Here is a 12,915-nt window from a genome sequence, read left to right as displayed (position 1 = left end):
TGGGTCGCTACCGCGATGACCCCACCGTAGGCTGACGGCCATGCGTGAGGCCTACCACGACCAGCTCGGACACCTCGCCGGCCAGCTCGCCGACATGTGCGGCATGGCCGGTGACGCGATGGAGCGGGCGACCGACGCCCTGCTCGGGGCGGACCTCGCCCTCGCCGAACAGGTGATCGGCGAGGACGCCAGGATCGACGACGTGCGCGCCGCCATCGAGGAGCAGGCGTACGCGCTGCTGGCGCTGCAGGCGCCCGTCGCGACCGACCTGCGCATCGTGCTCGCGGTCATCCACGCGGCCGAGAGCGTGGAGCGGATGGGCGACCTGGCGCTGCACGTCGCCAAGGCGGCGCGGCGCAGGCACCCCAACCCCGTGCTGCCGGACACCGTGCGACCGTACTTCGCCGAGATGGGCCGCATCGCGGTCGAGCTGGCGCGCGAGGCGACCGACATCATCCGCACGCAGGACGTGAAGCGGGCGCGGTCGCTGGAGGACGCCGACGACGCGATGGACGACCTGCACCGGCACCTGTTCACGGTGATCATGGACAAGGAGTGGGGCCACGGCGTGCCGTCCGCTGTGGACACCACGCTGCTGGGCCGGTTCTACGAGCGGTTCGCCGACCACGCCGTGTCGGTGGCCAAGCGGACCGTCTTCGTCGTCACCGGCCGGATGCCCGGCTACCACGGCGACACCGCCGACGGTTCCTGACGGCGCTCAGCCGCGCAGGGCGGTCAGCTCCTGCGCGAGCTGGGCGGCGATGCGCGCGTTGTCGGCGGGGGCGTGGGTGAGCCACTTGCGGCCGTCCGGTCCCTGCCGCGTCTGCGCCAGGTAGCGGCCCTGGTCGTTGTCGAACCACCCGACCTGCGGCGCGCGCTGCTCCCGGCCGTGCCTGCCGCGGACCGTGACGCCGAACTGGCCGGCGCGCAGCCTGGGCCGCTCGAACACCGCCTCCAGGGCGCGGACCTGGGTGGCCACCGACGAACGCGGTGCCATGGCCTGCGTGAAGGTGGCGTTGCCGAAGTCCTCGTCCCGGCGCGGTGGCGGCGGTGGCGCCGAGGTCGGCACCGGGACGGTGACCGACTGGCCCGGTCCCGGGCGGGCCGGCGGGACCAGGTCCACGATCGCGCGCAGCAGCGCGGGCGCGCGCAGCAGGTCGACCTTGATCTGCCGGTCGTCCATCACGGCGAGCGCCGCGTTCTCCCCGGCCGCGCCGCCGCGGGCCAGCAGCTGGCGCTCCACGTCGCGAGCGTCCAGTGACGCGACCGCGTTGAGGCTGTAGTCGAAGCGGACGAGCAGGGTGAGCGCTTCCGCCACCTCGGGCACGACCCGGCCGCCCCGGGCCAGGCCGCGCGACTCCAGGTCGCGGTGGACGGCGGCGCGGATGCCGCGCCGCTCGTCCAGCGTCTGCCCGAGGTAGGGGAATTCGAACGGGTAGGGGCGGCTGCCGAGTTCGAGGTCCTCCCACAGCACGTCGGCCGCCGCGAACGACAGGGCGAACGAGAACACGCTCACCCGCCGATGACCGGCGGGGCGACCATGGTGCCGTCGCCGAAGACGTCCTCGGTCTCCACCAGGTAGGACGCGGCCTTGTGCTCCTTGTCCTCGTCGCCCTGGCCGCGCGCGCCACCGGCGCCCATGCCGCCCACGGCCGCGCCCGCACCGGCGCCGCCGCGGCCCGCCGCGCCCGCGCCGCCGAGACCGCCGCTGCCACCGGGCCCGAAGCCGCCCGCGCCGGTCCGCCCGGCCTCGCCGAGCGTGCCCGCGCTGCCGCCGGGGCCGAACCCGCCGGGGCCACCGCGCCCGGCCGCGGCCAGGCCACCGGGACCGCCCGCGCCGGGGCCGCCGAGGCCACCGCCGAACCCGCGACCGCCACCCGGGCCACCGCCGGGTCCGCCGCCGCGGCCGTTGGGCAGGCCGGTGCGTCCGCCGGGAGGGGTCGGGGGGCGGTTGTTGGGGTTCGCGCCGGGCGGGAAGACGCCGGGCGGGTAGGGGCCGCCGCCCGGGCCGGGGATGGTCGTGGTGCCGCCGCCGGGGCCGGGACCGGGGACCGTCGTGCCGCCACCGCCGCCGGGACCGTTCCAGCCGGACTGGTTGGTGTTGCCACCACCGTTCCCGCCCCCGCCGATACCGGAGCCGGTGCCACCGCTCCCGCCGCCGGGCACGCCGCCGAGGTCGCCGTACCCCGAGCCGGTGCCGGTGCCGGTGCCCGTCCCGGTGCCGCCGGGGACGCTCTGCCTGCCGTTGATCTGGGTCGTGCCGTTCGGGTTGGCCTCGCCGGTGCCGCCGGACCCCTCCATGGGCGGGGGCGGGGAGAAGGCGGGCATCGTGGAGCCCGACTCCTGGAAGCTGGCGGACATGGTCGTCATGACCTCGGCCGCCCGCTCGTGCGCCTGCTGCTTCTCCTCGAACTTCTGCTCGATCTGGTCGATCGTGCCTGCCCACTTGAACGGGTTGGGCTCGGACAGCAGCATCTTGTAGGCGTCGGCGGTGCTGAACTCGACCGGCTCCGGCATCGCATTCTTCGCCTGCTCGGCGGCCCGGCTCTGGTCGAACAGCTTGGTGCCGGTGAGCTGCGCGCCCTGCGCGGCATCGCCCGACCAGGTCGCGACGTTGGTGAAGTAGCCGCGCGCGGACTCCGCGGCCGCACCCTGCCAGGCGTCCTTGCTGCTCGCGGTGGCACGGCTCAGGTCCTGCTGCAGGGTGGCGAGGACGTTGCCCACCTCGTTCCAGGCGCGTCCCTGCTCGTTGGCGGTCGACGGCTCCATCTTGTCCTCGACCATGCTCTTGAGAGTCTTGTGGTCGTACCCCATGTAGTACGAGCCGGCGGAGGACATGGGCGGCCGGTACTGCTCCACGACCTGGCTCAGGCGCTGCTGCTGTTCCTGGAGCTCCTGGTTCAGCTTGACCTGGTCGACCACGTTCTCGACCGAGGCGACGATCGTCGGGATCACCCCGCCGCCGGCCTCCTCGAGGTTCTGCTGCTGCCGGCGGTCGAGGTCTTCCTGCCGGTCACCGGAGTAGTCGACCTCGGTTGCGTCGCTGTTGCGGTGCGAGTTCGGCGGCGTCACGACGTCCTCCCCTGCTTACTTCGGCAGCTTGGGTTCGATGGCGGTGGCGACCTTGGTGGCGGCTTCGCAAGCGGCGTCCAAGGAGTTGTCCGAGGAGGCGATCACGTCGACTCGCGACGTGGGACCGACCTCCACTGCGACCAGGCAGGAGGTCTTCGTCGCGGGTGCTTCGACACGCTTCGCCTTGCGCGAACCGATGGAGATGTCGGACTTCTTGCCGTTGCCGACGGCGTCACCGATCGCGAGTTCCGGCTGCTTCGTCAGACCGAAGGACACCGTCGGTGAGTACTCCGCACCGCACTCCTTCTCGTCGACCTTTTCGATCTCGGAGAGGTTCAGCTGCGACGACACGGACTCCAGGACCGGGCACGGGTCGAAGTCGGCCAAGGGGTCACCGCCGCCGGCGGGCTTCGAGGTGGTGGTTCTCGACGGCTGCCCTGTCGTCGGCACCGTGGTGGTCCCCGGCGTGGCGGTCCCCCCGGTGGTGCAGCCGGTGGCGATCGCGCCCAGCACTGCCAGCGAGAGGACGACGCGGGCCGACAATCCCTTGATCAACTGACTCCACCCTCAGTAGCGCTGGTAGGTGCTGGCGTTCGAGCTGTCGACCTCACGATAGTTCTCGATCGCCTTCTGCAACGCCTCACGCGCCTCGGTCAGCGCGGACCGCAACTGCTCGATCGCCGGGACGATGCCGGTCGTGCCCGCCCCGCCCTCGACGCTCTCCTGGTTGTAGCGCGCCATGGCGGTGCCGTCCGGGCTCGTGCCCAGCTTGGTCTCCTGACCGAGACGGCCGATCTGACGGTCCATCTTGCGGAGGTCCTGCAGGGCGTTGTCGATCGCCTTCAGGTACTCCTGGGCGCCCGACTCGCTGATCGCGAACGAACCCGACTCGGCGGCCTGCTTCAGGCCCACCATGTCGGCCGTCATCGCCTGCATGGATTGTGCGCTCCACGCACCTTCCGCCGCCACGGTTACCCCCTGCGAGTCCGCCGATCCCAACGGTCACGGTACCCCCGAACGGAGGACCGCGTCTCGATTTTGACGGCTGGGGCGACCGCGTGGTTCCGACTGTCACCCGAACGCGCGGAAGCCCTCCCACCAGCGGCGGGAGGGCTTCCGGGCGAGTGGTGGCGATCAGCCGAAACGGCCGGAGATGTAGTCCTCCGTCGCCTTCTGGCTCGGGTTGGAGAAGATCTTCTCCGTGTCGTCCACCTCGATCAGGCGGCCCGGCTGGCCGACGCCCAGCAGGTTGAAGAACGCGGTCTGGTCGCTGACCCGCGCGGCCTGCTGCATGTTGTGCGTGACGATGACGATCGTGTACTCCTTCTTCAACTCCGTGATCAGGTCCTCGATCGCGAGAGTCGAGATGGGGTCCAGCGCCGAGCACGGCTCGTCCATCAGCAGCACGTCCGGCTGCACGGCGATCGCCCGCGCGATGCACAACCGCTGCTGCTGACCACCGGACAGGCCGCCGCCGGGCCGGTCGAGGCGGTCCTTGACCTCGTTCCACAGGTTCGCCCCGCGCAACGACCGCTCGGCCACCTCGTCGAGCTTCTTCTTGTTCCGCTCGCCCGCCAGCTTCAGGCCCGCCACCACGTTGTCCCGGATGGACATCGTCGGGAACGGGTTGGGGCGCTGGAACACCATGCCGATGGTCCGGCGCACCTGCACCGGGTCCACGGAGGACGCGTAGATGTCCTCGCCGTCGAGCAGCACGGTGCCCTCCACGCGGGCGCCGGGTGCCACCTCGTGCATGCGGTTCAACGACCGCAGCACGGTGGACTTGCCGCAACCGGACGGGCCGATGAACGCCGTCACGTTCTTCGGCGGCACGGCGAGCGACACACCGTCCACGGCGTGGAACTTGCCGTAGTACAGGTTCAGGTCTTTCACGTCGATGCGCTTGGCCATGACCGCCCGCTCACTTCGTCTTCGGAGCCAGCCACCGCGAGATCACGGTCGCCAGCAGGTTGAACAGCGTGATGATGATGACCAGGGTGATCGCCGCACCCCAGATCCGCTCGAAGCCCGCCTGCGTGGGGTTGTTCCGCTCCGCCGTCATCAGCAGCGGCAGCGACGCCATCGGGCCTTCGAACAGGTTGTAGTTGATGTAGGGCGCGTAGGCGGCCAGGACGAGCACCGGCGCGGTCTCGCCCATGACGCGGGCCAGGGCCAGCATGATGCCGGTGACGATGCCGGACAGCGCCGTGGGGACGACGACCTTCACGATCGTCTTCCACTTGGGGATGCCGAGCGCGTAGGCGGCCTCGCGCAGCTCGTCCGGCACGATCTTGAGCATTTCCTCGGTGGTCCGCACGATCACCGGCACCATCAGCAGCACCAGCGCCAGCGACACCGCGAACCCGCTGCGGCCGAAGCCGAAGTAGGCGATCCACAGCGTGTAGACGAACAGCGCGGCCACGATGGACGGTACGCCGGTCAGGATGTCGACCATGAACGTGGTGGCGCGCGACAGCCTGGACCGGCCGCCGTACTCCACCAGGTACACGCCGACGAACAGGCCCAGCGGCACCGAGAGCACGCCGCAGACCAGGCCCTGGGCGAGCGTGCCGTAGATGGCGTGGTAGACACCGCCGCCCTGCTGCCGCGACAGCAGGCCGGACAGCGACTTCTGCCACCAGTCGCCGTCGAGGACGACCGGGAAGCCGCGCTGGACCACCACGAACAGCACCCAGATCAGGGGCACGATGGCGATCAGGAACGCGCCGTACACCAGGCCGGTGGCGATGCCGTTCTTGATCTTGCGCGCACCGCTGACGCTCTGGAACGTCGGCGGCGTGGCGAGGCGGTTCAGGTCCGCCGTGTCGGTCGTCATTCGTACTCCTTGTGACCGGCGACGATGGACCGGGCGATGGCGTTGACGCCGAAGGTGAGCACGAACAGCACCAGGCCGGCGGCGATGTACGCGCCCGCCGTGCGCGGGTCGTTGAACTCGGGCGCGGCCAGCGCGATCTTCGAGGCGAACGTCGCGCCGCCGTCGAACAGGCTCCACGCGAACGCCGCGCCGGTGCCGCTGAGGATGATCGTCAGCGCGATGGTCTCGCCGAGGGCGCGGCCGAGGCCGAGCATGGAGGCGCTGACGTAACCCGCCTTGCCGAACGGCAGCACGGTGGTGCGCACGACCTCCCACTTGGTCGCGCCGAGCGCGATGGCCCCCTCGACGTGGGGCACCGGGGTGCGGTCGAACACCTCGCGGCTGACCGCGGTGATGATCGGGAGGATCATCACCGCCAGCACGATGCCGGCGGTGAAGATGGTGCCGCCCAGCTCGATGCTGACGTTGCCCTTGTCGAACAGCGGGATCCACCCGAGGTTCGAGGTGAGCCACTCGCCGATCGGGGTGAGCACCGGGCCGAGCACGAGCAGGCCCCACAGGCCGAAGATGATCGACGGCACGGCGGCGAGCAGGTCGATGACGTAGGCGAACGGCCGGGCGAGCCGGCGCGGCGCGTACTGGGTCAGGAACAGGGCGATGCCCAGCGCGATCGGCATCGCGATGACCAGGGCGAACGCCGACGACACGACGGTCACCAGGAGCAGGTCCAGGATGCCGTAGCGCATGTTGTTGACGTCGCCGGTGGACCACTCGCGGCTGGTCAGGAAGTTGACCTTGTCCAGGGCGAGCGAGGGGATGGCCTGGAGCAGCAGGAAGATGCCGATCGCCGCGATCAGGACCACGATGAAGATGCCCGAGCCGGTGGCCAGGCCGGCGAAGATCCGGTCACCCGGCCGGACGACGGTTGTGCGATCGGCTTCCGCGGTCGGGGGAATCGGAGCCTCCGGGTCGGGTCGGGCAGCCGGAACGCCCGCGCGGGCACCGGTCGTGCCGGTGCCCGCGGGGCGCGGGGCCACAGTGCGGTCGTTCATCGCAATGGCGTTCCCGGGAAGTGTGCCGGCCTGGTCAGGCGATGGCGTTGATGGCGGTCAGCAGCTTGTCCTGGAAGGTCTTGGGCAGCGGGGCGTAGCCCGCGTCCGCGAGGCCCTCCTGGCCCGAGGTCGCCGCCACGGTCAGGAACGCCTTGACCGCCTTGGCGGTGTCGGCGTCGTAGCCCTTGGAGCAGACGATCTCGTAGGTCGCCAGCAGCAGCGGGTAGGCGCCCGCGGTGGTGGAGCCGTAGATCGAGTTCAGGTCGAGGACCAGGTCGTTGCCCGAGCCCTTGATCTTGGCCGCGTCGATGGCCTTGCCGACGGTCTCGGCGGTCAGCTCGACCGCGCCGCCACCGTTGTCGATCTTGGCGACGGACAGCTTGTTGTCCTGGGCGAACGACAGCTCGACGTAGGTGATGGCGCCGTCGACCGAACCGGCGGCCTGCGCGACACCGGCGGACTTCTCCTTGCCCTCGCCGACACCGCCCTTGAACTGCTTGCCGTCACCCTGCGTCCACGCGCCCTTGGAGGCGGCGGTCAGGTACTTCTGGAAGTTGTCCGTGGTGCCCGACTCGTCGGAGCGGTAGACGACCTTGATCTCCTTGTCGGGCAGCTGCGCGCTGCCGTTCAGGGCCTTGATCGCCGGGTCGTTCCACTTCTTGATGCCACCGTTGAAGATCTTGGCGGCGACCTCGCCGGACAGGGTCAGGTCCTTGACGCCCTCGAGCTTGTAGCCCAGCGCGACGGGGCCGAACACCATCGGCAGGTGCCAGGCCGGGTTGCCCTTGCAGCGCTCGGTCGCCGCGGCGACCTCGCCCTTGCTGTCGGACAGCGGGGAGTCGGAGCCGGCGAAGTCGACCTGGCCGCCGTTGAACTGCTTGACGCCCGCGCCGGAGCCGGAGGCGTTGTAGGCGAGGTTCTGGCCCGAGCACTTCTGCTGGTAGGCCTGGACGAACGTGTCGATCGCGTTCTTCTGCGCCGAAGAACCCTCCGCGCTCAGGTTCGACTTGCCACCGCAGTCGACGGGGGCCGACGACTCACCGGCCGCCGACGTGGAACCGGCGCCGGGGGCGGTGTTGTTGTCGCTGCCGCACGCGGTGAGCAGAAGCGCACCGGCCGCGATCAGGCCGAGAACGGCGCCGTGTCGCTTGGTCTTCACCTGGGAGTCCTCCAGCTACGGAAGTGGCTTGGCGGCGAAGTCCCCGCCGCTCGACACGGACGGTAGGTAGCGAGGGTGGACAGGCGCCCAGGAGAAAATGAACGACGGGTGAACTCCACACGGGAAGTGACCGAGTACACCGCCTTTTGGGTGTCCCGTGACCTGCACGTTTGCGTGGCGTGATGGGTTTGTCACTACCGGGCGTATTGGACGTCCGAGTCCCAGAGCGTGAAGCCCAACCGGTCGTACACGGCCAGCGCCGCGGCGTTGTCGGACTCGACGTAGAGCATCACCCGGGTCATCCCGGCGTCACGCAGGTGGGCCAGGCCGGCGAGCGTGAGGGCCTTGCCGAGGCCGCCGCCCTGGGCGTCCGGGTCCACGCCCACGACGTACACCTCGCCGAGCTCGGCGGTGTGCGCCTTGGTCCAGTGGAAGCCCAGGAGCCGCTCCTCGGCGTCGACCGCGAGGAGGAACCCCGCCGGGTCGAACCAGGGCTGCTCCTCCTTCTGCCGCACGTCCTCGATGCTCATCGCGCTCTGCTCCGGGTGCCACGCGAAGGCCCGGTGATTGACGTAGACGACGGCCGCCTCGTCCCGACCGGGCACGAAGGCGCGCAGCGAGACGCCCCCGGGCAGCGCGGGCCGGGGCAGGTCGGCGTCCAGCGGGCGGCGCAGCCGCAGCAGCTCGCGGACCTTGCGGTAGCCGAGCGCGGCGGCGAGGGCCACCGCGCCGGGGTGGCCGCCGTGGGACCAGACGCGCAGGGGCTTGGTGCGGTCGGCCACGGCCTCGACCAGCGCCCGGCCGACGCCGCGACGGCGGTGGTCGGGGTGCACGGCCAGCTCGGCGACCTCGTTGCCGTCGGAGTCGCCGAAGACGTCCAGGTGCAGGTAGCCGACCAGGGTCTCGCCGTCGCGGGCGAGCAGGTGGCGGCTGCCCGGGGCACCGGGGCGCAGGCGCAGGGTGACGGCCTCGCCGACGGGTGCGACGCCGTCGGCGGCCTCGGCGGCCCCGAGCAGGCGGGAGACCTCGTCGGCCTGCTCGGGGGACAACTCCTCGAACCAGCTCAGATCCACGGGGAAAACCTAGTCCAGCCGGTCTCCGGGTCGCGCCGGGAGGCGGCGATCGAGGACCGGGCGGGGGTCGGGCCCGGGGGATCAGGCGCGGAAGATCAGCTCGGCGTCGTCGATCGTCGGCTCCGGCGCGTCCGTCAGCTGCTCCACCCGGCGGGAGCTGCCCGGGCGCGGCGGGCGGACGAACTTGTAGCCCACGTTGCGCACGGTGCCGATCAGGGACTCGTGCTCGGGGCCCAGCTTGGCGCGCAGCCGCCGCACGTGGACGTCGACCGTGCGCGTGCCGCCGAAGAAGTCGTAGCCCCACACCTCCTGGAGCAGCTGCGCGCGGGTGAAGACGCGGCCCGCGTGCTGGGCCAGGTACTTCAGCAGCTCGAACTCCTTGTAGGTCAGGTCGAGCGGCCGGCCGCGCAGGCGGGCCGTGTAGGTCGCCTCGTCGATGACCAGCTCGCCCAGCTGCAACGACCCGTCGCCACCCGGCTGGGCGGACCCGCGCCGGGAGCGCACCAGGCGCAGCCGGGCGTCCACCTCGGCCGGGCCGGAGGTCGGCAGCAGGATCTCGTCCACGCTCCAGTCGGAATTGACCGCGACCAGCCCGCCCTCGGTGACGACGGCCACCACGGGCACGTCCACCCCGCTGGAGTCGAGCAGCCGGCACAGGCTGCGCGCGGCGACCAGGTCGGTCCTGGCGTCGACCAGCACGATGTCGTGCGGGCCGGCTTCCAGCAGCGCGGAGACCTCCGGGCGCAGCGGGCGCACCTCGTGCGGGAGGAGCGACAGCGCGGGGAGGACCGCCTCGGGGTCGGAGTCGGTGGTCAGCAGCAGCACGTCGATACTCATCGCGGCGCCCTCTCGTTCGGCCGGTGCTTGGTCACCGACCAGGCACAGGCGAAGTACGGTGACCGGGCCCCGTTGCCTGCGGATGACGGAGACGATACCGGTGCACACCACGAAAGACCCAGGTCAGCAGGACAGGGTCACAGTTGTTTCCACAAGCGTCACGCCTGTTACATCCATGTCACACGACGGCGTTCACCTGAGCGGTGTGCACGTGAGGTCGACACCCTCCGTGACGGACCTGGCGTTCGTGGTGGGTCACGGCTTCACCAACCACGTCCGCAAGCCGTTCGTGTCCCGGGTGCTGCACCGGTTCGCCCGGCACGGCGGGGTCGTGGCGCTGGACTTCCGCGGCCACGGCCGCTCCGGCGGGCGGTCCACCGTCGGAGGTGACGAGGTGCACGACCTGGCGGCCGGGGTTTCGCTGGCCCGCGACCTCGGGTACCGGCGGGTGGTGACCGTCGGCTTCTCCATGGGCGCGTCCGTCGTTCTGCGTCACGCCGGCCTGCACGAGGACGCACCGGACGCCGTGGCGGCGGTCAGCGCGCCCTCGCGCTGGTGGGTGCGCGACACTGTCGCCATGCGCCGGGTGCACTGGCTGCTCGAACAGCCGCACGGCAGGCTCGCCGCCCGCGCGCTCGGCGTCCGCCTCGGCCCGCCGTGGGCGACCACGCCGGAGAGCCCGCTGGAGGTGGCGCACCGCATCGCGCCCACCCCGCTGCTCATCGTGCACGGTGAGCAGGACCACTACTTCGGCCCGGCGCACGCCGTCGCGCTGCACCGCGCGGCCGGCGGCGACGCCGAGCTGTGGCTGGAGCCGGGCGTGCGGCACGCCGAGTCGGCGATGACGCCCGGCCTGGTCGACCGGATCGCGACCTGGCTCGACGAACGCACCGCTCGGCAGCACCCCGACCGACCAGAGGGCAGGCGATGACCCCGACCACCGACACCCGCCGGCGCCGTCCCGCGCGCGGCCGCAAGCTGATCGTCGCCGGGCTGGTGGTGGTCGGGCTGCTCGTCGCGGCCGACTTCGGCCTGGCCGCCGTCGGCGAGTACCAGGTCGCGCAGAAGATGCGGGAGAAGTTCGGCCTGAGCGAGGACCCGTCGGTCCGGATCAACGGCTTCCCGTTCACCACCCAGGCCATCGCGGGCGACTACCGGGACATCGAGATCAGCGCCTCCGGCGTGCCCGTGCGCGACCAGCTGCGCGACCTGGAGATCCGGGCCAACCTCAAGCACACCCGCATCGGCCTGTCCGACCTGCTGGCCGGCAACACCCGCGGCGCGAAGATCGACCAGGTGCTCGGCAGCGTGAAGATCAAGGCCAACGACCTCAACCGGGTGGTCAACCAGGTCACGCCGTTCACCGACATGTCGATCGAGCCGGACAAGCGCGCCCAGGTGACCGACGGCCAACCCGACCCGACGGTCGCGGCGGTCAAGCTGTCCGGGCACACGAAGGTCGCCGGCCGCGACATCCGCATCAGCGCCTACGGCACGGTGTCGCTGGTCAACGGCCAGGTGGTGATCGCGATGAACGACGTGGAGCTGGACGACCGGGCGCTGGAGGGCCTGGACGCGGTGCTCGGCGTGGTGCGCCAGGCGTTGAGCGTGACCATCGACCCGGGCGCGCTGCCGTTCACGGTGACGCCGACGGCGGTCAAGGTGGAGAGCGGCGCGTTCACCCTGGAGGGCTCGATCAACGACATCCTCCTCGACCAGGGCGGGAGCTGACGTGGCCGGGGCGTGGGCCCTGCTCGCGGCGGTGGCGATCGTGGCCGTCGTCGCCCTGGTGCTGCGCGCGCGGGACGGCCGGGTGCGCGCGGCGAAGGCGCGCGGCGACCTGCCCGCGCCCGTGCGCGACCTGCTCGACCGCGACACGCCGGTGACGCTGGTGCAGCTGTCCACGGAATTCTGCGCCAACTGCCGGCGGACCAGGGAGGTCCTCGAGGACCTCGCCGGCCGCACCCCGGGGCTGCGGCACGTCGAGCTGGACGTCACCGACCTGCCCGAGGTCGCCGCCGGCCTCGGCGTGCTGCGCGCCCCGACGACGCTGGCCCTGGCGCCGTCCGGCGCCGAACTGCTGCGGGTCGGCGGGATCCCGAAGCCGGACCCGCTGGTTGCGGCTTTGCGCCCACACCTGCCTCCACCGATCGGGTGAACCAGGTTCATCCCAGAACCTGGACACCACTCCCGACAGCAGGGACGAGCGGCTAGGCTCGGAACCATGACCACGCTGCTGACCAAGCGACTCGCGGTGGACCTGTGCCGCGTGCGCAGCAGCCTGTGTCGCGCCGCGCGCTGACCGGGCGGTCCGGACCGGCCCGCACGCCCTTGACGGGCGCGTGCGCCTGCCCCTACACCGCCTGAGACGGACTGCCAGTCTTGTCCACCGTCAGGAGGTCGCCGTGACGCTCGAAGCCACCGCCACCAAGGACGCGCCGGTCGATCCGCGCGGACCCCGGTTCAGCGCCTGGATCACCACCGCCATCCTGGCGGTCGTCCTGCTCACCGGGTCGTGGCGGCTGCTGGCCGCGCAGACCGTGCTGTTCGGCATGTGCGCGTTCATCTCGCTCAAGCTCAACCCGTGGGGCCACGTCTACCGGTTCGCCGTGCAGCCGCGGATCAAGCCGACGACCGAGCGCGAGGAGGCCGCCCCGCTGCGGTTCGCGCAGGGCGTGGGCTTCGCCTTCGCGCTGGTGGGCACGATCGGCTACGCCACCGGCCTCACCGCGCTGGGAGTCGTCGCCACGGCCGCCGCGCTGGTCGCCGCGCTGCTCAACGCCGCGGTCGGCCTGTGCCTGGGCTGCGAGATGTTCCTGCTCCTGCGCCGCCACGCGCCCGCGCTCGCCCGACCCCAGTGACACCGTCGCAAGAACGAAGAAAGTT

At 71.5% G+C, this 12,915-nt stretch carries 16 protein-coding genes; 6 read left to right on the top strand and 10 right to left on the bottom strand.

The features are described from left to right. Positions 1-40: 40 nt before the first annotated feature. Positions 41-712: a phosphate signaling complex protein PhoU gene (phoU, locus tag ACIGNX_RS07190; RefSeq protein WP_396537267.1), complete on the top strand. Its 672-nt coding sequence runs from the start codon at positions 41-43 to the stop codon at positions 710-712. Between the two features lie 6 nt (positions 713-718). Here the strand turns inward: phoU and ACIGNX_RS07185 are convergent, their stop codons facing one another. The 10 genes from ACIGNX_RS07185 to ACIGNX_RS07140 form a co-directional block, all read right to left on the bottom strand. Then, entirely contained in the window at positions 719-1,516 is a 798-nt protein-coding gene (locus ACIGNX_RS07185) for an ESX secretion-associated protein EspG (protein ID WP_396537265.1), read from the bottom strand. Further along, positions 1,513-3,072 (bottom strand): hypothetical protein, encoded by a 1,560-nt coding sequence (locus tag ACIGNX_RS07180; RefSeq protein ID WP_396537263.1) that lies wholly within the window; start codon positions 3,070-3,072, stop codon positions 1,513-1,515. Before ACIGNX_RS07180 ends, ACIGNX_RS07185 begins: the two co-directional genes overlap by 4 nt. Positions 3,073-3,087: 15 nt before the next feature. Further along, positions 3,088-3,627 (bottom strand): hypothetical protein, encoded by a 540-nt coding sequence (locus tag ACIGNX_RS07175; protein ID WP_396537261.1) that lies wholly within the window; start codon positions 3,625-3,627, stop codon positions 3,088-3,090. Between the two features lie 12 nt (positions 3,628-3,639). Then, positions 3,640-4,008 (bottom strand): hypothetical protein, encoded by a 369-nt coding sequence (locus ACIGNX_RS07170; protein WP_396537259.1) that lies wholly within the window; start codon positions 4,006-4,008, stop codon positions 3,640-3,642. Between the two features lie 198 nt (positions 4,009-4,206). Next, on the bottom strand, positions 4,207-4,983 hold the full coding sequence (gene pstB / locus ACIGNX_RS07165; protein WP_141980105.1) for a phosphate ABC transporter ATP-binding protein PstB: 777 nt from the start codon (positions 4,981-4,983) through the stop codon (positions 4,207-4,209). A 10-nt stretch (positions 4,984-4,993) separates the two neighbouring features. Then, positions 4,994-5,908, bottom strand: coding sequence for a phosphate ABC transporter permease PstA (pstA, locus tag ACIGNX_RS07160; protein ID WP_396537257.1), 915 nt, complete (start codon positions 5,906-5,908; stop codon positions 4,994-4,996). Beyond that, on the bottom strand, positions 5,905-6,960 hold the full coding sequence (gene pstC / locus ACIGNX_RS07155) for a phosphate ABC transporter permease subunit PstC (protein ID WP_396537255.1): 1,056 nt from the start codon (positions 6,958-6,960) through the stop codon (positions 5,905-5,907). The genes pstA and pstC overlap by 4 nt, the downstream gene beginning before the upstream one ends. Before the next feature lie 34 nt (positions 6,961-6,994). Further along, complete coding sequence (gene pstS, locus ACIGNX_RS07150; protein WP_396537253.1) at positions 6,995-8,119, bottom strand: phosphate ABC transporter substrate-binding protein PstS; 1,125 nt, start codon at positions 8,117-8,119, stop codon at positions 6,995-6,997. 194 nt (positions 8,120-8,313) lie between these two features. Further along, a complete protein-coding gene (gene mshD / locus ACIGNX_RS07145; RefSeq protein ID WP_396537251.1) occupies positions 8,314-9,192 on the bottom strand; it encodes a mycothiol synthase in 879 nt (292 codons plus the stop codon). Between the two features lie 81 nt (positions 9,193-9,273). Continuing rightward, entirely contained in the window at positions 9,274-10,029 is a 756-nt protein-coding gene (locus ACIGNX_RS07140; protein WP_396537249.1) for a winged helix-turn-helix domain-containing protein, read from the bottom strand. A gap of 211 nt (positions 10,030-10,240) precedes the next feature. Between ACIGNX_RS07140 and ACIGNX_RS07135 the strand changes: the two genes are divergently transcribed. The 5 genes from ACIGNX_RS07135 (at position 10,241) to ACIGNX_RS07115 (ending at position 12,890) form a co-directional block, all read left to right on the top strand. Beyond that, complete coding sequence (locus tag ACIGNX_RS07135) at positions 10,241-10,960, top strand: alpha/beta hydrolase family protein (RefSeq protein ID WP_396537247.1); 720 nt, start codon at positions 10,241-10,243, stop codon at positions 10,958-10,960. Continuing rightward, positions 10,957-11,760, top strand: coding sequence for a DUF2993 domain-containing protein (locus ACIGNX_RS07130; RefSeq protein WP_396537245.1), 804 nt, complete (start codon positions 10,957-10,959; stop codon positions 11,758-11,760). The genes ACIGNX_RS07135 and ACIGNX_RS07130 overlap by 4 nt, the downstream gene beginning before the upstream one ends. A 1-nt stretch (position 11,761) precedes the next feature. After that, complete coding sequence (locus ACIGNX_RS07125; protein ID WP_396537243.1) at positions 11,762-12,187, top strand: thioredoxin family protein; 426 nt, start codon at positions 11,762-11,764, stop codon at positions 12,185-12,187. A gap of 66 nt (positions 12,188-12,253) precedes the next feature. Further along, positions 12,254-12,331 carry a putative leader peptide gene (locus ACIGNX_RS07120; RefSeq protein ID WP_360462167.1) on the top strand — a complete coding sequence of 26 codons (78 nt, stop codon included), beginning with the start codon at positions 12,254-12,256 and terminating at the stop codon, positions 12,329-12,331. A gap of 103 nt (positions 12,332-12,434) precedes the next feature. After that, the gene (locus ACIGNX_RS07115; RefSeq protein ID WP_396537241.1) at positions 12,435-12,890 is read left to right on the top strand and encodes a DUF4395 domain-containing protein; all 456 of its coding nucleotides are present in this window, start codon (positions 12,435-12,437) and stop codon (positions 12,888-12,890) included. The last annotated feature ends 25 nt before the right edge of the window (positions 12,891-12,915 follow it).

The sequence above is a fragment of the Actinosynnema sp. NPDC053489 genome (assembly GCF_044544865.1).
Taxonomy (GTDB): Bacteria; Actinomycetota; Actinomycetes; order Mycobacteriales; family Pseudonocardiaceae; genus Actinosynnema.
The sequence above is the reverse complement of the archived record's forward strand: the minus strand, read 5'-3'. Positions and strand labels throughout refer to the sequence as shown.